This window comes from Smaragdicoccus niigatensis DSM 44881 = NBRC 103563, from assembly GCF_000380645.1.
Taxonomy (GTDB): Bacteria; Actinomycetota; Actinomycetes; order Mycobacteriales; family Mycobacteriaceae; genus Smaragdicoccus; species Smaragdicoccus niigatensis.
Map to the genome: position 1 here is coordinate 1 of NZ_AQXZ01000015.1, position 20,206 is coordinate 20,206.

At 63.3% G+C, this 20,206-nt stretch carries 19 protein-coding genes, 1 tRNA gene and 1 pseudogene; 8 read left to right on the forward strand and 13 right to left on the reverse strand.

Annotated elements, in window-relative coordinates; all coding sequences use genetic code 11:
• From F600_RS27510 to F600_RS0108490, 4 genes and pseudogenes are all read right to left on the reverse strand, one after another.
• A pseudogene (locus F600_RS27510) lies at positions 1 to 239 on the reverse strand (hypothetical protein); the annotation flags it as partial.
• A 103-nt stretch (positions 240 to 342) separates the two neighbouring features.
• Positions 343 to 1,329: a DUF2157 domain-containing protein gene (locus tag F600_RS0108480; protein ID WP_018160176.1), complete on the reverse strand. Its 987-nt coding sequence runs from the start codon at positions 1,327 to 1,329 to the stop codon at positions 343 to 345.
• A gap of 34 nt (positions 1,330 to 1,363) precedes the next feature.
• Positions 1,364 to 2,407: an LLM class F420-dependent oxidoreductase gene (locus F600_RS0108485; protein ID WP_018160177.1), complete on the reverse strand. Its 1,044-nt coding sequence runs from the start codon at positions 2,405 to 2,407 to the stop codon at positions 1,364 to 1,366.
• A complete protein-coding gene (locus tag F600_RS0108490) occupies positions 2,408 to 3,169 on the reverse strand; it encodes an SDR family oxidoreductase (RefSeq protein WP_018160178.1) in 762 nt (253 codons plus the stop codon).
• A 90-nt stretch (positions 3,170 to 3,259) separates the two neighbouring features.
• Here F600_RS0108490 and F600_RS27515 point away from each other — a divergent pair, with 90 nt between their 5' ends.
• The 3 genes from F600_RS27515 (at position 3,260) to F600_RS0108505 (ending at position 5,584) form a co-directional block, all read left to right on the forward strand.
• Positions 3,260 to 3,886, forward strand: coding sequence for a TetR/AcrR family transcriptional regulator (locus tag F600_RS27515; RefSeq protein ID WP_018160179.1), 627 nt, complete (start codon positions 3,260 to 3,262; stop codon positions 3,884 to 3,886).
• A gap of 74 nt (positions 3,887 to 3,960) precedes the next feature.
• Positions 3,961 to 5,457, forward strand: coding sequence for a multicopper oxidase family protein (locus F600_RS0108500; RefSeq protein ID WP_026306310.1), 1,497 nt, complete (start codon positions 3,961 to 3,963; stop codon positions 5,455 to 5,457).
• A 51-nt stretch (positions 5,458 to 5,508) separates the two neighbouring features.
• A tRNA-Arg gene (locus F600_RS0108505) sits at positions 5,509 to 5,584 on the forward strand.
• 36 nt (positions 5,585 to 5,620) lie between these two features.
• On the opposite strand, the gene F600_RS0108510 is transcribed toward F600_RS0108505, so the two are convergent.
• The 6 genes from F600_RS0108510 to F600_RS0108540 all read right to left on the reverse strand — a co-directional run bounded on the left by F600_RS0108510 (position 5,621) and on the right by F600_RS0108540 (position 11,823).
• Entirely contained in the window at positions 5,621 to 6,751 is a 1,131-nt protein-coding gene (locus tag F600_RS0108510) for a tyrosine-type recombinase/integrase (RefSeq protein ID WP_018160181.1), read from the reverse strand.
• Positions 6,752 to 7,068: 317 nt separating this feature from the next.
• Positions 7,069 to 8,673 (reverse strand): replication initiator, encoded by a 1,605-nt coding sequence (locus tag F600_RS0108520; RefSeq protein ID WP_018160183.1) that lies wholly within the window; start codon positions 8,671 to 8,673, stop codon positions 7,069 to 7,071.
• Entirely contained in the window at positions 8,670 to 9,089 is a 420-nt protein-coding gene (locus F600_RS0108525; RefSeq protein WP_018160184.1) for a hypothetical protein, read from the reverse strand. Before F600_RS0108525 ends, F600_RS0108520 begins: the two co-directional genes overlap by 4 nt.
• Before the next feature lie 417 nt (positions 9,090 to 9,506).
• A complete protein-coding gene (locus F600_RS0108530) occupies positions 9,507 to 9,902 on the reverse strand; it encodes a PPOX class F420-dependent oxidoreductase (RefSeq protein ID WP_026306311.1) in 396 nt (131 codons plus the stop codon).
• Between the two features lie 27 nt (positions 9,903 to 9,929).
• A complete protein-coding gene (locus F600_RS0108535) occupies positions 9,930 to 11,174 on the reverse strand; it encodes an NADH:flavin oxidoreductase/NADH oxidase family protein (protein ID WP_018160186.1) in 1,245 nt (414 codons plus the stop codon).
• Between the two features lie 91 nt (positions 11,175 to 11,265).
• Entirely contained in the window at positions 11,266 to 11,823 is a 558-nt protein-coding gene (locus F600_RS0108540; protein ID WP_018160187.1) for a hypothetical protein, read from the reverse strand.
• A gap of 249 nt (positions 11,824 to 12,072) precedes the next feature.
• Between F600_RS0108540 and F600_RS0108545 the strand changes: the two genes are divergently transcribed.
• The 5 genes from F600_RS0108545 (at position 12,073) to F600_RS0108565 (ending at position 17,579) form a co-directional block, all read left to right on the forward strand.
• Positions 12,073 to 13,026, forward strand: coding sequence for an alpha/beta hydrolase (locus F600_RS0108545; protein ID WP_018160188.1), 954 nt, complete (start codon positions 12,073 to 12,075; stop codon positions 13,024 to 13,026).
• Between the two features lie 72 nt (positions 13,027 to 13,098).
• Positions 13,099 to 14,097, forward strand: a complete 999-nt coding sequence (locus tag F600_RS0108550) for an adenylate/guanylate cyclase domain-containing protein (protein ID WP_018160189.1) — start codon at positions 13,099 to 13,101, stop codon at positions 14,095 to 14,097.
• A gap of 134 nt (positions 14,098 to 14,231) precedes the next feature.
• Complete coding sequence (locus F600_RS0108555) at positions 14,232 to 15,263, forward strand: AraC family transcriptional regulator (RefSeq protein WP_026306312.1); 1,032 nt, start codon at positions 14,232 to 14,234, stop codon at positions 15,261 to 15,263.
• The gene (locus F600_RS0108560) at positions 15,260 to 16,297 is read left to right on the forward strand and encodes an AraC family transcriptional regulator (protein ID WP_018160191.1); all 1,038 of its coding nucleotides are present in this window, start codon (positions 15,260 to 15,262) and stop codon (positions 16,295 to 16,297) included. Before F600_RS0108555 ends, F600_RS0108560 begins: the two co-directional genes overlap by 4 nt.
• Before the next feature lie 16 nt (positions 16,298 to 16,313).
• Positions 16,314 to 17,579 carry a hypothetical protein gene (locus F600_RS0108565; protein WP_018160192.1) on the forward strand — a complete coding sequence of 422 codons (1,266 nt, stop codon included), beginning with the start codon at positions 16,314 to 16,316 and terminating at the stop codon, positions 17,577 to 17,579.
• Positions 17,580 to 17,589: 10 nt separating this feature from the next.
• On the opposite strand, the gene F600_RS0108570 is transcribed toward F600_RS0108565, so the two are convergent.
• The 3 genes from F600_RS0108570 to F600_RS0108580 all read right to left on the reverse strand — a co-directional run bounded on the left by F600_RS0108570 (position 17,590) and on the right by F600_RS0108580 (position 20,195).
• Positions 17,590 to 18,429 (reverse strand): oxidoreductase, encoded by an 840-nt coding sequence (locus F600_RS0108570; protein ID WP_018160193.1) that lies wholly within the window; start codon positions 18,427 to 18,429, stop codon positions 17,590 to 17,592.
• Between the two features lie 35 nt (positions 18,430 to 18,464).
• Entirely contained in the window at positions 18,465 to 19,517 is a 1,053-nt protein-coding gene (locus tag F600_RS0108575; protein WP_018160194.1) for an alpha/beta hydrolase, read from the reverse strand.
• Positions 19,518 to 19,592: 75 nt separating this feature from the next.
• The gene (locus tag F600_RS0108580; protein ID WP_018160195.1) at positions 19,593 to 20,195 is read right to left on the reverse strand and encodes a TetR/AcrR family transcriptional regulator; all 603 of its coding nucleotides are present in this window, start codon (positions 20,193 to 20,195) and stop codon (positions 19,593 to 19,595) included.
• Positions 20,196 to 20,206 lie beyond the last annotated feature (11 nt).

Below are 20,206 nucleotides of genomic sequence, written 5' to 3' on the forward strand. Positions count from 1 at the left end.
CTGAACACATGACGCCAGAACAGTGCGTGAACCTCGGGTGATGCCGTCCGTGCCCATGCGGACTGGTAGCCAGCCTCCTTGGCCCACTTCAACCCGGTCGATTCGCTGACGCCCGCCTCGACTGCGGCCTGCGAGGGCGTCTTGCCCGCACCGACCGCCCGCCAGAACGCTTCACGCACCTCGCTCGGCAAACTCCCGCCACGCGGACGTCCACGGCGACGCTTCAACTGCGCACACACAGCTACAGCACCTCTCAAAAGAGACAGGTGTTGCAGCGATCACTTGAGCCCGCCCGCGTATATCGGTTGCCTCGGCTGTGAGACGACAATTCGAGCACGCACCTCAGTCGGTCGCGCTCTGGTGCAGTCGATATCCCGCGAACGATGCGATCAACAGCGTCACTCCGGCGACGAGGACTCCGCCGACGGCACCGAGTGAATCCTCGGTCCAATCGCTCACCATCTCGGGGACGACGAGCGTCACCGCGATGACGGCGACCGCCACGTACGGCCAGTCGATCTTCTTGAGGTACAGCCACACTGCGGCGCCTGCGACGAGGATTGTCAGCAGGTAACCGACCCACGAAGACGCATCGGTGAACGACGCGATCTGCGCTCCGATCAGCGTCGCCGTGACACCGAGCGCCCGGGCGATCGTGATGTCTTCGAAGAACCGGAACTCGGTCAGAATCAGCCACACGAGCCCGACCCCGAAGAACGCGAGGCCGATCACGAGCGCTTCGTAGCGCGACGGCGCGAGTCCCCCGGCGAGGTCGACGGCCGCGACGAGCGCTCCACCCAACATGCCCAGGAGCCCGACCGCGGTCGAACTGAACCGGTACGCGAGCACGCAGATGACGACGTCGACGAGCGCGCCCCAGAACGCCGGCCAGTAGACGCCTCCGGTGTGCACACCCCCGAAATCCTCGATCGCGACGCCGACCGTGACACCGATGGTCACCGCCGCGGCCGTCAGCAGGGTTCCCGACAACCGCCGGCGCGTCTGCTCCGCGAGCCGGCTGCGCAGCGCCCCGAAGCCGGCGAGTCCGAGCACGATCGCGATCGCACTCAGGAACGCGACGTGACCGACTTTGCCCAGGTCGTTCCAGGCTTCCATCGTGAAGAGAAACCCAGCCGCCAAGACGAGCGCCCCACCGAGATAAGCGACGACCTCGGTGAGCTTTGGTAGTCCTGATTCCGCCGTCGGGGCCTTGCTGGTCGCCATCGCCCGCTGCACGACAGCGATCGCGCGTTCTTCCCCACCGGGAATGAGCAAGCCCTCGCCCGCGAGTTCGGACACCAGACGCTCGGCCGCTGAGTTGTTACCCATACCTATAACTTTGACACCAAATCGGTCAAAGTGATCACTCGTCGACGATCGACCGCAGCTTCGCGATATGTGCCACGCGCTCTTCCTTCGTGGCACCGATCGGGGTGACGAGGATCGTCGTGACGCCCGCTTCCCGGTAGGCCGCGATTCGCTCGCGGATGAACCCTTCCGGACCGACGAGGTTGGTGTCGCGAGCGAGTTCATCGGGTACGGCCGCGGCGGCTTCCATTTTCTTGCCGTCGAGGTAGAGATCCTGGATGAGCTTGGCTTCGTCCTCGTAGCCGTACCGGCAGGCCATCGTGTTGTAGAAGTTCTTGCCGCGCGCACCCATGCCGCCGACGTACAACGCGATGTAGTGCTTGATCGCCTCTCGCAGATGCTCAGTTCCGTCACCGATCGCGAGCGCCGCCGAGGTGAGAATCTGCAGTGGCCCCAACGCCGGATCACGCTTGGCCAGACCCGCTTCGAGCGACTCCCCCCAGACTGCTTTGGCCTTCTCGGGATAGAAGTGGATCGGCTGCCAACCGTCGGCGATCTCGGCCGTGAGCTCGACGTTCTTGTGCCCGACTGCCGCCAGGACGATCGGAATGTTGTCGCGCACTGGCTGGTTTATGATCTTGAGCGGTTTGCCAAGGCCAGTTCCCTGGTCGGCCGGAAGCGGCAGCGTGTAGTACTTGCCCTCGTACTCCATACGCTCGCGCTTCCACACCTTGCGGCAGATCTCCACGACTTCGCGCGTCCGGCCGAGCGGAGCGTCGTACTTCACGCCGTGGAATCCCTCGATGACCTGCGGTCCGGAGGCACCGAGACCGAGGATGTACCGGCCATCGGACACATAGTCGAGGCCAGCCGCGGTCATCGCGGTCAGCGTGGGCGTCCGCGTGTAGAGCTGCAGGATTCCGGACATCAACTTGAGGCGCTCGGTTTTCGCGGCCAGGTAGCCGAGCTGGCTGACCGCGTCATACGAATACGCCTCGGCCACGACCGCGAGGTCGAGCCCGGCGGCCTCCATGTCGACGACTTCAGCAGCGAGTTCTTTGAAGCCGCCGGCGTAGTTGATGAGGAGTCCGATTTCCATTTACATCATCTTCTTCAGCACCGAAATGGGGGCTACCGCCATGGCCTTGGTCATCGGAACCCACGGCCACGCCGGGACGATCGCCTCGTCGGGTTCCTTCTCGATCGCGTCGACGAGGGCCTTGCACCCCTCCTCGGCGGACACCATGAACTTCGTCGAGTCGGCTTTACCGGTCATCTCCGATTCGATGTAGCCGGGCATCAACGTCGTGACCGAGATCGGCTTGTTGTAGTTCTGCAGGCGGATGCCCTCGGCGAGCGATCGCGCGGCCGCCTTGGTCGCGGCGTACACCGTCATCGGACCCGCGAAACCGCGAACGGCGCTGATCGACGAAATGACCACGAGGTGCCCGTTCTTGCGTGCGAGGAAGATCTCCATCGCGGCCTCGCACTGAGCGAGCAGTCCCAGGAAGTTGGTCTGGGCGGTTTGAAGATTCGCTTTGAACTTGCCGGTGCCGAGGGGTGCGCCCTTACCCATTCCGGCGTTCGCGATGACTCGGTCGATGCCACCGAGTTCTTCGTCGAACTCCTTGAAGACCCGGAAAACGGCGTCGTAGTCGTTGACGTCCAGGGCGCGAACCGCAACTTTAATGCCCGGGTACTTGGCCCGAAGTTCCTCGGCGAGCGTCTCGAGACGGTCGGTGCGGCGCGCGCAGATCGCGAGATTACGTCCCTTCGCCGCGAATAGCCTGGCCATTCCTTCGCCGAGACCGGAGCTCGCACCGGTGATCAGGATGTTCTTACGTTCAACCTTGGACGTCACGGCTCGACTCTAGCTGCGGCGCTTGATCTCGAATAGGGGCCGTTGGCGTTACCCTCAGTAACGCACGATGACCGGAAATGATCAGGACAAATGACGACCCCAGACTCGCCTCGCTACCAAGACGCCGCGAAGACGTTGATGCGGAACACGATTCTGGACGCGCTCGGCCAACTCGTCGCCGAGCGGGAATGGACCCGCATCACGCTGACCGATGTCGCCAAGCTCGCCGGTGTCAGCCGGCAGACCGTCTATGCGCAATTCAAGTCGCGCAGCGGACTGGCGATGGCGTACGTCCTGCGCTTCATGAGCGAAGTGATTGCAGACGGCGTCGAGAAGGCGATCACCGATCACCCCGGCGATCCATTCAATGCCTTCGTCGACGGATTCCGGTCGTTCTTCCAGTCGTTCGACAGCGATCCGGTGGTCAAGGTGCTGCTGCACCCCGAGCGCAACCCCGACCTGATCCCGTCGATCACCGATTCGAGCACCGAATGGCTCGGCCAGGCGAAGGAACGGCTGAGCCTCTCGTATCAGAACAGTTGGGCTGGCGCGACGGCTCAGCAGGCCGACGTCCTCGCCTCTGCGGTCGTGCGAGTGACCTTCAGTTACGTGCTTCTTCCGCCCGAGAACGACCGCGATCATGCGGTGGACCTGGCCGCGATCTTCGCGCCGTGCGTCTATGCGCTCCTGGCGATGCAGCAGGCGAATAACTCCTAGCTCGGATTGTTTCCGGTCGCCGGATCGCGGCCCCGGCGTTAGCCTGGCAGGGTTGTCACGGCTAAGGGGTATGTGTGGACCGGCGTCATTTTCTGGGTTTGAGTGCCGCTGCGGTGGTGACCGGGCTGCTCCCCGGCTGCTCGAAGGACACGCCGTCGGGCCCCCGGATCGGATCGAACTCGCAGATCGTTGCGGACTACGAAAGCAAGCGCCGTGCCGCCAACGCCGCCGTTGCGGAAGTAAAGCTGCGCGCTGCCGCGACCGACGTCGACCTCGGGGGCGGCGTCATCAACACCTGGACGTACAACGGCGGTCTGCCCGGACCATTGATCCGCGTCAAGAAGGGCGACGTCATCCGGGCGACAATCCAGAACGATCTCCCCGCGGACACCGCCATCCACTGGCACGGCATCGGGCTCCGCAACGACATGGACGGTGTGCCGGGTCTGACGCAGGACCCCATCAAGCCGGGTTCGAGCTTCACCTACGAGTTCGCCGTCCCCGACTCCGGCACGCACTGGTTCCACCCGCACTTGGGAACCCAGCTCGAACGCGGGCTCTACGCGCCGCTCATCGTCGATGACCCCACCGAGAAGGCCGACTACGACATCGACACCATCGTCATCTTCGACGACTGGCTCAAGGGCGACCCCGACGCGACGCTCGCGGGCTTGAAGAAGAACGGCATGGGCGGCATGGACATGCCGGGAATGGACCACGGCTCGATGGTCATGCCGCAGTCCGACGTTCTCGATGGCGACGCCGCGGATGTCACCAGCTACCAGGGCATGCTCGCGAACGGTCGGTTCCCGACCGCACCTGTCGTGGTTACCTGTCGCGAAGGTCAGCGCGTTCGGCTTCGCATCATCAACGCAGCTGCCGATACCGCGTTCCGCGTTGGTGTCCCGGGCCAGAAGTTGAACGTCACCCACACCGATGGGTTCGCGGTCCAACCCGTCGAGGGCGACGCCGTGCTGCTCGGTCAGGGTGAGCGAATCGACGCAGTCGTCACTGTGCGAGGCCTGACCCGCGTGATCGGAGTCGGCGAGGGTCGAAGCCTGTATGCCCAGGTCATATTGCTCCCGGAAGGCGCTCAGGGTCCCCAAGAGGACCTGGCAATGGCGCAGGCGGTCGAGAAGTCAACGCCGTTGCGCCTGTCGGATTTCGTTGCCGCCGAATCAGTCCGTCTCGCTTCCAAGTCACCCGACGTGACCCACGACCTCGTCCTGGGCGGACCCGGTTCGAACTACGAGTGGACGATCAACGGGATCGCGTTCGACCACGCCAAGCCACTCGAAGGTGCCCTCGACTTCAAGCCGGGTCAGCGCGTGCGACTCAACTACAAGAACGACACCACGATGTTCCACCCGATGCACCTGCATGGGCACACCTTCCAGGTGGTCAACAACGGCAAGCCGGGCGCACGCAAGGACACCGCGATCGTGCTCCCGAAGCAGACCCTCACCGTCGATTTCGACGCGAACAACCCGGGTCAATGGGTGACGCACTGCCACAACGTCTATCACGGCGAATCCGGAATGATGTCGGTGCTGTCGTACGTGGAGTCGTGACGGAGCGGTAGACACAGGGTGTTCCCACGGGCGGCTAGACTTACCCCGCCCGCCCCCGTAGCTCAGGGGATAGAGCAACCCTCTCCTAAAGGGTAGGTCGAACGTTCGAATCGTTTCGGGGGCACCAGCAAAGAAGCAGGTCAGAGGTCATTTCTGGCCTGCTTCACTGCACGAGACGAAGGGTCGTGGGCACATTTTGGGCACAACCGTCCGTCCATGTGCCCGACAGCTTTGCCGAAACTTCATCGAGCTCGTCCTCCATCAAGTGTCCGTAACGGTTCAGCGTGAGGCTCGCGTCCTGGTGTCCGAGCATCCGCTGGATGGTCTTGATGCGTGCGCCCGCGCTGATGGCCAACGATGCCGCCGTGTGCCTCAGCTCGTGCAACACGAGGTCTCCGGGCACACCGGCATCGGCTGCCTGCGCAACAGCCTTGACCCACCAGCGTTGGGCGACATTGCGACTCCGCAGCGGTCCTCCGTTGCGATCCGGGAAGACGAGATCCTTCGGCGCCTTGCCCTCGATGTGCTTCGCCAGCAGGGCCATGAGATCGGGAACCAGCGGAACCTCTCGCCCCTTGCCGCTCTTAGTGTTGGACCAGACCAGGACACCCGCGGCCTCAGTCACGCTGGCGTGGACGTTCAGACGCCCTCGCAGCACATTGACGTCCTCGACGCGGAGCGCGGCAGCCTCACCGAAGCGAAGCCCCGAATAGCCCAGCAGCAGGATCAGTAGTCGGCGCTCCCCCTCGGCGCCGTCGGCAAGCCGGTGCAGCTGCGGCGCGGTCAGGAAACGACGTGGCTTCTCCGTCACCTTCGGCAGGCTCGCCTTCTTGAGAACGGCCGGATTGCTCACCAGGAGCTTGTCCTCGACCGCCACGTCCAAGATTTGCCTCAGGATCGTCACCGCCTTGCGCACCGTGTGGCCGGCCACCTTGGAGTCCAGGTCGGCAACCCACAGCCGCACGGCCTCCGGGGTTATCTGCCCAATCTCCTTGTCCGCGAATGTTGGGAGCACATAGCAGTCCAAAGCCTGCCGATATCGGCTCCGAGTACTCGCGGCCAAGTTCACCTTGGTCTTGAACCACGCCTCCGCAAGCCCCCCGAAGTTTGTCCGGCCCGCGGACGGAGCGACGTACTCGCCGCGCCGCATGGCGACCTCGACCGTGCTGGCGAACTCCGTGGCGTCCCGTTTGGTGCGAAAGCCTCTTTTCTTCGACTGCGCACCCCCGGGCGTGCGAAACCGCACCATGTACCGCTTGCCCGCGCTCGTCTCGTACGCCTCAATCGTTGCCACTGCTTGTCCTCTCGCTCGTTGTTCGCGTCGCCGGCCCTAACCAGTCCGTTGCCTCCGGCACGAAGCCAGGTAATCCAGAACAGCGGACTCCTCGTAGACGATCCGCCCGCTCCGAGAGTTCGACAGCTTCAAGAAAGCCGGTCCAATGCCTCGATGGCGCATCTGGGCAAGCGCTTGCTCTGACGGGGCGATGCCCATGTCGACCAGGGCGGCGGGAGTGTAGAGCCTTGGAATCCCGACTGGTTGGGTGTTGATCCCGGCGAACGCCGGCCGTTCCGTCTGTGCCCTAGCAGTTTCACTTCTCCGCATCCTGACTCCTACGCCGCAGTTGCCGAAACATTTGAGGGCGGTCCGCCCCAAGCGAGCAGCGCTCTGTCGTACTCGGCTCGCCACCGCGTGCGCTTGGCGATCTCTGCCATGAGAACCACCGACCGGCTTGGCACGCGAGGGTCGCTCGGTTTGGCGATACGCCACGTGAACTGGGACTGGTCGAGTTGTGGCTTCTCAATCCCGATCTCGGCGAGCGCCTGTCGGACGAATTCAACCCGATCAATGTTGTGGTCCGTCAAGGTCTTTCCGGACCACTGACGGGAGACGAGGACGCGACGGCCCGGCAGCCCGAGCGTTGAGCGGCGGTGGGCTCGGCCGCGGCACTGGCCCGGGATCATGCTCGAGGTCGAACCGAGCGGCTGGATGCCGTAGAGCAGCCAGACGGCACAGCGTGGAGAGCACGGCGTCTTGGCGAGTTCGGCATGGAGCTTGTTGTGGTGGACACGTTGGCGCTCGCCATCGGTGTCGACGAGTTCGGACGTCGATTTCATCAAGTACTTCGTGAGATACCCGATGTGCCGATTGGACTCCTCAGTGCCCCCGAGGATGCCTTTCGAATGAACCTGACGACCGAACCGAACAACGTGCGCCGGCTGTGACAACCCGTCGACAGCGGTGTCCCACTCAGTCAGAGGCAGTCGAGACTCCGGGTCGACGAAGGCCAATGCTTCGTGGTCCCATCGCGGCGGGTTGGCCGAGCTGTAGACCTGTTCGTCGTGGGCTGGCCACCACACTTGGTGATACGTCGCCTCGGTGACCTGGCGGAGCACCTCATGCGGAACGGACCCGCGCACGGCGGCATGCAGGTGCGGTGCCGCGCGCCTTTGCGGTTCGACGGTGGCGAAGTACTGGGCGTTCCAACCGAGAACTCGCCGCAGGTTCTGCCACCAGCGATCGACCAGGGCCGCGAAGTGGACGGCATCGCGAGCCGCGCGGCGGTAGTCGTAGCTACTCGGATCGACCGGACTCCCGTCATCACGAACCCGGCCGTAGCTATCGCACGTAAGGGTGATGAACATCGACGGCCGGAATCGGCCCGCGAACTCACGCCCAACCGTCGTTTTCGAGACTTTCTTGCGTGGCAGGTTCGGTGAGTCCTGACGTCGCTTTGTCGACCGGTACTTCGCTCGCTTGGCCGGACCGTCGGGATCGGGAAGCTTGCCGCGGACACCGAGGGCTCGCAGCCGGGTGTCGACCTCGGTGATCTGGTCACGGATCACTGCTCGCGCTTCCTTGTCGAGCGCCTGGCGGTACTCCTCGACGAGATCGGCCCGTTTGGTTGCGAGGTCCTTCTCCTCGTCCGACGGCTTTCGCGATTCGACGAGCGGCTCCGTTTCGGCGTGCCATCCCTCGCGGCACTGCGTCATCCGCAGCGATTTCGACTTACGGGCGCAGGTCGGACAGACCGATTCGATCGTGTTTCCGCACGGGGTGCCGACGTAGGAGACGGCACCGCTGGCTGAGTCTTTGACGTGCATGATCACCGGACGCACGCACACCTTGTGCTGCTCAGCAGCCGCAACAGCGACGGCCTCGGCATTCGGGTGAGAAAGCCGCTCGGCGCGGCTGCCGATGCGGGGAGCGGTAATCACGCCGCCGCCTTCGCGGTGGCTGGCTTCGAGCTAGCGGTCTGCTTGACGCCAGAGGCGCGGAACACGAATCCCTGGTACTTGAACTCGCCCTGCCCCATTACCTTCGGCTGAGCGGTCAGACCTTCCAGTTCGATGGGACGGATACCTGGCATCAACTCTGCCGCGGCCGGAACCGGCTGGACCTCGGCGAGGAAGAACATCTCGAACGAGGCGCGCTTGGCTTTGGTTTCTGAGGGGTCCATAACGGCCGCCTTCCAGATGCGAAGGCCCGTGATCTCGTCAACGCGCTGATGTGCCGGCTTGGTGCGGTCCGGTTGGAATTCGGTGTCGGGTCCGATGTCGCCGACGAGAACGAGTCCCAGGGGGAAGGCTTCGCCGAAGGAGACGGGGAAGCGTTGATCGCGCGTGAGTGCCACGGTGATGCCCTTTCAGTGAGTGGCTCTGAGCTTCTTGAGCCAAGATCACTCTGCCGGGACACCGAGGGACGTTTTAACCACCTTTCGGGGACACTTTAGGACACTTAACTCGCCGATAACGTCCCTTCGGAAGCCTTCGGGGTTCTTCGAACGCCTGACCGGTATACCCCGCCAGTCGCTGAAGTGCGCTAGAGCGTCGCGGTCGCCGGTGAAGTTTCCCAAGTACGGCCGTTTAGTGTCACGATTGGCGGTCTGGTCTCGAACGTAAGCCTCAGCCTGTTTCCGTACCGGCTCGGAGTCAGAAAGTGCCACGTACCAATGGCCGATTACGACCGGATGGGAGGCGAAGGCAGCGCGCAGTTCAGTCGGATGAGTCGGTCGATCACCGACGGCTTTGCCACGCCATCGTCGTCCTGCTCAGGTAGTCGTCGGGGGCGATATTTCGATGGGGGTCCGGCTGCCTGGAGCCGCTGTTAACTTGCCGCCGAGTGCTGCGATGGGCCCGAGTATCCGATACTTGCGGTTGAGTATCTTCCGGACGCGGGGAGTCTCGGCTGGGTCCAGTGGCCTCGCGGTCGCCGGCACTATCGGCGCACCCTCGACGACCCGCCCACGAATGTCGCACGCCTGCAGGGTGACCTGCGCGTTCCGTCGCAGTCGCTTGACCTTGTAGGCGTCGGTCTCGGAGAGGAAATAGAGCTTGCCGTCCGAGGGCGCTATCCACACAGGCGTCGCCACGGGTGTTCCATCTTTTCGGTAACTGGTGAAAGCCACATAGGTGGCCTTCCCAACTGCTTCCCATTCCTTAGTCATGTCGAGCTACCTCCCGCGAAGCGTTGTTCAGGACCTGACATCGCGGCGTTCCAGCCATGTCCGATAGCGGCTCAGCGCTCGTCGCTGCAGCACGGTTTCCTTCGCGAGTGCGAACTTCGGGTTGATGCCTGGCCGTGGTGAGCGTCCCCGGCCGAGCCTGCGCAATTGTTGGCGAACGCGTGCCATGCCGGCGGCCGACGCGAGGGCTTTGTCCTCGATCTTGACCGGGGCCAGTCGGACCACAGCCTCGTCGCTCTCTCGCCACCTGTTCGGCAGGTCTGGATCGACGGCCAGAGCTGTGCCCATGCCGACGAGGTCGACGCCGCTACCAAGAACGTCTTCAGCAACCGGCCGACGAACGATTCCACCGGTCAGCATCAGTGGGAGTGGGCTGTTGTCGGCGAGTTCAGATGCCAGCTCGAGGAAGTACGCTTCGCGAGCGAGCGTTCGACCGTCGGCGGATCGCCCGGACATCGCGGGGCTCTCGTAGCTGCCTCCCGACAGTTCGACCAGATCAACACCGAGCGGTGCGAGCATGGCGATCACGGTGCGCGCGTCGTTCGCGTCGAAACCTCCGCGCTGGAAGTCCGCCGAATTCAACTTCACCGCTACGGTGAATTCCGGACGTACCGTGGCCCGAACGGCACGCACGACGTCAAGCAGCAGCCGGGCACGGTTCTCGAGCGAACCTCCCCATTGGTCCGTGCGGTGGTTTGCCAGTGGAGACAGGAACTGCGACAGCAGGTATCCGTGAGCGGCGTGAATCTCGACGCCATCGAACCCGGCAGCCTCGGCTCGGCGTGCGGTTTCGGCGAACCTAGCAACCGTTGCCTCGATCTGCTCGGCGGTCATCGCGACCGGTTCGGCAATGCGCTTCGTCTGCTTGCCAATGTCGACCCGGATGGCTGAAGGTCCCCATGCGACGCCGGGCATCTCGGCCCGAATCTGGCGGCCGGGGTGGTTGATCTGCATCCAGATCTTCGCCCCGCCGCTGTGCGCTGCGTCCGCCCATTGCTGGAACGGTTCGAGCGGTGAGTGCGCGTCGAGCACGATTCCGGCGGGGCCGGTCAGAGCTTCGGCGTGGACCATGACGTTTCCGGTGATGATGAGACCGACTCCCCCGGCGCTCCAGCGTTGGTAGAGCCGCCGGATCTGGTCGTCGGGGAGTTGACCCGGCCCTGCCATGTTCTCCTCCATGGCCGCCTTGGCCAGCCGGTTCGGCAGGACGGCTCCGTTGCCGAGTACGAGTGAATTGAACAGTGCTGAGGACATCGGAAGCCTTCGGATCGATGATGTTTACGTTGCTTACATGAGCTTAGGGTTGGATGTAAACACCGTCAACATGATGTGTTGAGGTTCACGCTCAGGGCAACAGCGGTAACCGCCATAACGGCATCCCCGGCTCGATAAGCCAGAGTTGGGTGGCCATTACGCGCATAATGCGCAGCGTTCGCACGATCATGAATGCGGCAAGCGGCAACTCGGCGAGCACGGCGCTGAGGATCGAGATCCATTGGTCGCCGGGTGACGCCGTCATGATGTCGAACCAGGCGTCACACACGAGCAGGATCGCCGTCGTGAATGCCGTCAGTAAGACGAGTTGCCGACGCAGCCACCCGAAGACCGCCGTCATGGCCATGAAGGCAATGAGCAGGAAGTCAAAGCCCACCCACGTGACTGGCCAGTTCTGGGCGACGTAATCCGACGGGAGCGTCAAAGCCAGATAGACAATCCAGGGAATCAATCCGACCGCGCCGGCAGCCATCACTCCGACGCGGGCCTGGCGTAAACCCTCGATGAGGCGCGGATCGAAGTGAGTTGCGAAATCATCGCGGGGTCGCTTGAGGCGATTAATGAGTTCCCGCCGCTCGGCCGCCGTCATCTCGGCGATCTGCGCATCCGTCACTACCTGGTTAGCCATACACAGTCACTTTCCTGGTTCGGCGCCATCGGGGAGTCGCAGCATGTTCATTCAAAGATGAGCCTCGACCGTCGTGCCGCCTTACGAACCTAAAAACCGGCAGTTCGAACTCCCAGATGTCAGTTGGCCAAAAACTTATGAAGAGCGGCCACGTGGGTTCCACGATGGAGTCCAGTGGGCAAACTCACTCCTGGGAGCCCGGTCCGGCAGCGCAGGCGGGTCGGGCGAACCACAAGCGGAAGGAACCCCATGACCACAGTCAAGCCCGTGCTCGAACCTCAGGCCGCAGAGTTCGCGAAGGCCACCGATACCCCGCCATTCCTGTATCAGCTGCCGCCGGACGAGGGCCGCAAGACAGTGGACGACGTGCAGTCGAGTGAAATCGACAAGCCCGCCATCGACGAAGAATGGATCACCATCGCGGGCGGGCCGACCGGCTCCGTGCCGGTTCGGATCGTCAAGCCTGCCGAAGCAGACGGAACCCTGCCAGTCATTTTCTACATTCACGGCGCCGGGTGGGTATTCGGCAATGCCCACACCCACGACAACCTTGTGCGCGAGCTCGCCGTCGGCGCAAACGCAGCAGTGGTGTTTCCCGAGTACGACCGCTCGCCAGAGGCGAAGTACCCCACCGCCATCGAACAGAACTACGCGGCAGCTCAGTGGGTTTTCGCGCACGGAGCCGACAAAGGCCTCGACGCGTCTCGATTCGCGGTGTGCGGCGACTCGGTCGGCGGAAACATGAGCATTGCGCTGACGCTGATGGCAAAGGACCGCGGAGACGTCAAGATCGCCCAGCAGGTGCTCTTCTACCCGGTCACCGACGCCAACTTCGATACCGGCTCCTACCAGCAGTTCGCCGAACACTACTTCCTCGCTCGAGAGGGAATGAAGTGGTTCTGGGATCAGTACATTGACGGCGACGAGCAGCGCAACGACATCTACGCCTCGCCGTTGCGGGCCACCACCGAACAGCTCAGCGGGTTGCCGCCGGCGTTGGTGATCACGGCTGAGGCCGACGTTCTGCGCGACGAAGGCGAAGCCTACGCATCAAAGCTGCGCGAAGCCGGCGTCCCGGTCACGCAGGTGCGATTCGGCGGCATCATCCACGACTTCGTCATGCTGCACGCGCTGCGCCCAACGCACGCCGCCAACGCCGCGATCAAGCTGGCGCAGGACACCTTGCGTACCGCGTTGCACTAAACGCAAATCCCCGCTCGCCTGGGACTCTCGCGCGGTAGACCTGTAGGCGGGAGCCCAGCGAGCGAGGACGGCATGGCTGATCTGAACGACCCGGTGATGGCCGATATTGATTTGGATGTGTTCGCCGAGGCTATCGAAACGATGCTGCTCGGAGGATCACGCACGCTCACTCCGCGCGACCTCGCCGAGGCGGCGGGTCTCGATCGAGACGACGGGCGACTGCTCTGGCAATCTATGGGTTTCGCGACGGTCGCCGACGATGAGGTTGCGCTGACCACCGCAGATCTCGAGGCGGCCAAACGAGTGCGCCGAGCGATCGACCTCGGGATCGCCAGTTTCGACGAAGTCATTTCCCTGTCGCGGTTGACTGGCCAGATCTTCGCTCAGCTTGCCGACAGTGAAGGTGAGTCATTCCTGGCCATGGCCGCAAAACAGGCCGACGCCCGAGGCTTCACTGCGACGATTGAACAACTCGCGAAGGAGATCCTGCCGTTTATCGAGGAACTCCACACCTACGTTTGGCGACGTCAACTCTCAGCATTCGTTGCACGGAAAGTCGCGAACTTCGCCAGAACTGCTGGATCTCAACCGGAAGCCACGGTCGGGTTCGCCGATATCTCGGGTTTCACCGCACTGTCACGACAAACCGCGGACTCCGATCTCGCTACCTTGCTCGAATTGTTTGAGTCCGTCGCGACAACAGCTGTCGGTGCGCACAACGGACGGGTCGTGAAGCTCATCGGAGACGCGGTTCTGTATACCGCAGACGATCCTGGCGACGGCGTGTATGTCGCTCTCGACATGTTGGACGCCTGGCCTGTGACGCAGCCACCGATCCGCGCCGGCGTTGCCTCGGGCCCGATCCTTCGGCGATTGGGCGACGTCTTCGGATCCACTGTCAACATCGCTAGCCGCCTGACCTCACTGAGTCAACCGCGCGAGGTGCGCGTCGACGAGATGACGTCCTCCACTCTCTCTTCCGACTCGAGGTTCGAAATGCAGGAACAACCACCGCAAGACGTACGCGGGTACGACCAACTCCGTTCCTGGCTTGTGACTCCGAGGACTTAATGACAGCGTCGAAATGGCCAGTAGTCATAACTCATTGGCCACCGCTCATCTGCCGCACACCGTGGGTCACAGCCTACTGTTCTCGGTACCGAGCGTCGCCCGAGTGTGAAGTACCGCTGAGTTGTGAGGTGTGAGTGAGCCTGCATGAAGTCCTGCGTTCTCCGGCGAGCGCAGCATTGCTGGTCGATATGGCCACCGATTACGGAATGTCGGCCACGGATGCGCTCGCCGGAACAAAGCTGACGCGCCCAGCCCTCGACAACCTGGACTTAGAGGTCAGTTTTCGCGACGAACTCAAGATCATCGCCAACATCCTCGATGCACTAGGCGACAACCCAGAGCTGGGCATCGAGGCCGGGCTGCGCTGCCATGCCTCGTCTCCCGGGATCTGGGGCTTGGCCCTCATGAGTGCCAAGACGATCCGCGACGCGATCGCCGTCGGTCTCCCGCTCGCCACACTGAGCTTCTGCCTCTGCCGCTTGGAGCTGGTCAAAGACGCCGCGGACGGATCGTTACGCATCGTCCTCGATCCGAGCGAGTTGCCGATCTCGGTACGGCGTTTCGCACTCGAGCGGGACAGCACTGGCATTCGGACCCTTCAATGCGACCTGATGATGACGTCTGACGTGCCGTTGCAGGTCACTTACACAACCTCGTCACCAGACGATGCCGTCACCCAGCGACTCGTAGAGATCTTCGGGGTTGAGCCCAAATTCAACACCGGCGAAAACGGCCTCATCATCTCCGGCGACTGGTTGGACGTTCCGTTGCCGAAGGCGAATGAGAACGCCAAGTCGTTGGCTGAGCGACAAGCGATGGAAATACTGCGGCAACGCTCCGCGCGCGCAGGGGTGTCCGGCCTGCTGCGGGACCTGATGTTCGCCAATCCATCAACGGCATTGACGCTCGAGGATGCGGCGCGTGCCCTGACCGTCAGTTCTCGCACACTGCGCCGCAACCTCGCGCTCGAAGGGGTGTCGCTTCGCACTTTGCAGGAAGAAGTGCGTGAAGCGCTGGCCGAGGAACTGCTCATCACTGATGGCCTGGCGGTCGCGGAAATTGCCGAGCGACTCGGCTATTCACAGGTATCGAACTTCACCCAGGCGTTCCGGCGCTGGAAGGGCGTCGGACCCCGCGAATACCGGCAGAAGATGTTGCGAACGTGACCACCTCCGTCCTGCATTCGCCACGCTCAGCGACCGGTCTCGCAGTGATGGTCGACTGGGCATCTCAGTTCGGGGTCACGCCCGAACAGTGCCTGATCGGCACTCGGATCAACCCCCGAACACTTCGGATCCCCGACGCCGAAGTCAGTGGCCAGCAAGAACTCCGCGCGATTGCTAACATCGTCGCCGCGGTCGGGGACCGGCCCGGGCTAGGGCTGGACATGGCGGCGAACTACCCGCTGACCGCCTACGGAGTCTGGGGTTTCGCCCTACTCACCAGTCAAACGCTGCGCGAGGCACTGGAGGTCGGCATCCGATTCATCCGCCTCACCTACGCGCTCTGCACATTCGAGGCACGTCAACACGATGGCTCGGTATCCATCGTCGCCGACGCACGGACGATCCCGGGCCCGCTACGACGCTTCATCCTCGAGCGCGACACCGCAGCCATCGCCGTCCTGCCGCGCGAGATATTCGGCACGAGCGTTCCGCCGGCTCGATTGTCGTTCGCCGTGCCGGACCCGGGCCCGGCTGTCGACCGCTACACGGAAATGTTCGATGTGGTCCCGGAATTCGACGCGGCCGAGACCATCATCACCTTCGATCCCGAGCAGTTGGACGTCCCTCTCCCCCAAGCCAGCGCGCACAGCGCACGGTTTGCCGAGCAGCAATGCCGAGTACTGCTCGAACGGCGTGAGGCTCGCACGGGCCGCGCAGGTCAGGTCCGAGATCTGCTTCTGGCCAATCCGGCCGAGCCGCCGACACTCAACACCATCGCCGATCACCTGGCGATCAGCACCCGAACCCTGCGGCGCCAACTTGAGCAGGAGGGGACGTCACTGCGAAAGCTGCTCGATGAAGTGCGCAGGCACCTCGCGACGGAATTGCTGCACGGCGGCATGAGCGTTGAACAGGTCTCCAAGCGCTTGGGCTACGGCCATGTCAGCAATTTCTCCAACGCGTTCCGACGATGGAACGGTGAGGCGCCCCGCGCCCACCTGGCTCGACGGAACGCGACGAACAAGCTCGGATGACGGTGGGGAATGTCCTATGCGCAGATCACGTCTAGACCGTCTTGACGAGGGATGTCTGACGGTCGGCTCGGTCGATGAGCCCTGGACGATCCAACTCGAGGTCAGATTGCTGACGCGCCTCGATGAGCAACGTCTGACGGAAGCGATCCGGCGGGCGATGACGACTCACCCCATCGCTCGCGCGCGACTGCAGCCTCCCCGGCCCAACGACTTCCGGTTCTGGTGGCTTATCCCGGACGCACCGGGCAAGGTACCGCTGACGGTTGCCGATGGCGATGTGACCGAACTCCGCGATCAGCTGGTCAGCCGCGCGCCCGATCTGAAAGTCCGCACGTTCGATGCATTGCTCGTTCATGCTGATGACGGCGACCACTTGATCCTCAACATCCACCACGCCGCCGGCGACGGCATGGCCGCTTACCGGTTGATGACATCGATCCTTCGCAACTACTCCGGCACGCCCGACCCGGTCCCCGACTTCGATCCGGTTGACGCCCGCAATGTTCGCACGCTCATCGGCGCGCATGGGTGGAAGGACCGATGGGACCGGGGCCGACAGTTCGGCAAGCATCTGTTCTTCACGATGTGGCGGCCCGTTCGAATCGCCCCGCAGAATGGTCATAATGCCGGCGGATACGGCTGTGAGCTGATCCGATTTACCGCCGCGGAGACCAAGCAGGTCGTGGCCCGTCGACCACCCGGCGTGACCGTCAACGATCTGCTGCTCGGCGGCCTGGCGCGCACTGTTCGACGCTGGAATGACGCTCGTGGCGTCCGGCCCAGGCGGGTCACCATCACGATGCCAATGAACGTTCGACCGGACGAGTGGCAGCACGAAGTGTTTGGAAACTTCGCTTCCTACGTGACGGTTCGAGTGATGAAGAAAGAGCAACGGGACCTGCAATCCGCAACGCTCGGTGCGCAGGCCCGCACCAAGCTCATCAAACAGCGTCGGGCTCAGGGAATCCTCGTCGATATCTCCACGATGAGCAGCCTCGTTCCGGTGCGCTGGAAGCAGCTCATCGCGGACAAGCCGTTGGTTGGCGACCGCGCCGTCGACACCACCTGGCTCACCAATCTCGGCCGGCTGGGTGTACCCGACCTCGAGGTCGCGGACGTGTGGTTCTCACCGCCCGCGACGATGCCCATGGGGGCCAACATCGGCGTGGTGACGATTAATGGCGAAATGTTTGTCGCTTTGCGCTATCGGCACCCGCAGTTCGACCGCGAGGCCGCCAACCAGTTCTCACAGCTGTTCCGTGAGACGCTGCTTAACGGATAGCTGCGGAGAGTCATTCGCCCTTCGGGACCGGGAATTGAGCGCGCATGGCCAAGTCCCAGACCCGGTCCGGAGTGAGCTGACGCTGCAGGATTCCGAGCGTTGCGCTGGGAGTCACGGTGTAGCGGGCCTTGGGTCGCTTGCTCTGGACGGCTTTGCGAATGACCTTCGCGACCGCATCCGGGCCACCGCCAACAAGTGCGGCCATCGGACCCGCGTAGATATCTGCGGTCACCTTGCCGACCTTGGCGTTGAACTCGGCGTAGGGGCCGTCGTTGAGGCCGTCTACCGAACCGACTGCCGTGCCCGCGAACTCAGTCGTGATCAAACCGGGCTCGATGAGCACTACCTGTATCCCGAAACCCTGGACCTCGAAGCGCATCGCGTCCGAGATCGCCTCGACCGCGTACTTCGTCGAGTGATAGATGCCGCCGCCGGGGAACGTGAGCCGGCCGCCCATCGAGCCGAGGTTGATGATGCGTCCGCGGCCTGCCTTGCGCATGCCGGGTAGGACGAGCTGGCTCATCCGGATCAGGCCAAAGACGTTGGTTTCGAACTGCTTGCGGATGTTGTCGAGCGGAATCGACTCCACGGCGCCGGATTGCGAATAGCCGGCGTTATTGATGAGAACGTCGATCGAGCCCGCTTCACGCTCGACGGTTGCGACCGCCGCCGCCATCGACTCCTCGCTCGTGACGTCCAAGGCGAGCGTGTGACAGCCCTGGTCGGCCAGGTCTTTGAGGGTTTCCGGTCGCCGCGCAGTCGCGTAGACGGTGTGCCCGTGGGCGACGAGGTCGGCCGCGGTCGCCGCGCCGATCCCGCTCGAACAGCCAGTAATGAGGACAGTGGACATGGATCTTTTCCTTCTTGGTTGGTTTCCCGGAGAGGTCAGTGGGCAGACGAAGCTAAGTGCTCGTCCAGATAACGCCAGGTAGTGGCCGCGGCCTTGGGGCCGGTCAAAACGCCAAGGTGTCCGCCAGGTGCGGTTTCGAACCGAACTGAAGCCGCACGCGAGAGAACGTCGGTAATGGGCCGTGCAACAGGTACCGGAGCGATCGCATCCGCGAGCCCAGCCACTGCCAAGACAGGAACGGTGATCGCATCCAGTCGAACTGTGCGGTCACGAAGGCCGAAACCACCAGACGCCAATTCGTTGCCGAGCATGAGGCGGTGCCACATCTGGTTGAACAGGCGACCCGGGTAAGCCGGCATTGCCGCGGTGAAGCCGTCGATCGACTTCATCTGGTCAAGCTTTTCGACGTCGTCGGTGTTCTGCAGGACGAACCAGGGCTTCTTCAGCTCACGCTCGATCGACGTCAGTCGGTAGCCGTTTCTCACCAACCACGGCGGGATGCCGCCGATCACTCGGTTCATCGTTCCGAGGACTTGACCGCCCGTGAGTGCGGAGGCCTGCCGCAGCGGAGCGATCGTCGCCAACTTGGAGTAGTCGATCGGCGTCGCGATCGCTGCGATCGAGCGGATCGGAAGGTCCGGGTGCGCCGCCGATGTCAGCAGCGAGAGGGTTCCGCCAAGGGACCAGCCAATGACTGCAACATTCTCGCCAGCATCGGCAGCAGCTGCCTTGGCCGCGTTGGGCACGATTCGGTCAATCCAGTCCTCGAAACCCATCTTTCGGTCCGCGAAGGAGATGTCGCCATAGTCTGCGAGGTAAACGGTGTGTCCGTCGGTGATGAGCTGCTCGAGCAGGCTCTGGCCGCGACGGAGATCGAATGCCGCCGCGGGTGCCGCCGGAGGCGGGATCAGAAGGACAGCGCGATCGCCGTTCCCATATCGAGTCAGAGTCAGCTTGTGTTCGGACAAAATGACCGAACCCAGCTGTGCGGTGCCGGGGCGAGGCGGTGTGGTGGCAAGGACCGACAGGGCCGTACGGATTCTCGACAGCTCGCGCGAGAGGCGAGCCGGTGAGCTGTTGCTGTTCATGCGATGAATCTATGAAACTTTCAACGCCGCCCACAGATGACGACCGGCCAATGAGTTATGCCCAAAGGCCAGTCACTATCCGATGGCCCGAGTGATCAACGCCAACACATCCTCGGGGGGCAGTGTCGAGGGAAGGACTCGGCCTTCAACCCGCTCTAGTGTCGCCAACCCATGCGCACTCGACCAACACGCGATAGCTAGAACCAGCGGCTCGGCGCCCGATCCCCATCCCCGATCGCATTCGGCAGATACCGCTGACAGAACCAACCGCCACAAGCGGCGCCGGGCATCGACAAGCGCGCGTGCGTTTGAATCAACCAGGCCGGAGCCATACATCAAGCTAAACCGCGCAGGCTCCGCCCTGGCGAATCGCACATACGCCTCACCTAACCGCGCGACGGATGTTCCCGCTGGCACGTCCGGACCTGCCGAATCGACGGCCGATTTCGACAGCTCGTGGAGCTTTTCCAGGCCGTCAACTGCTGACTGAGTGAACAGAGCCGTCCGATCGGGAAAGTAGTGCGCAATCCCCTGATGGGTGATGCCGACTCGACGGGCGATTGATCGCAAGCTCGCCCGCTCGGGTCCGACTTCTGTCAATTCATCGATTGCTGCTGCGAGCACCCGCTCGCGGACGGTGCCCTGGGCAGCGGCGACGTTCTCCACGGCGTCTGACATACAGGGAGTAT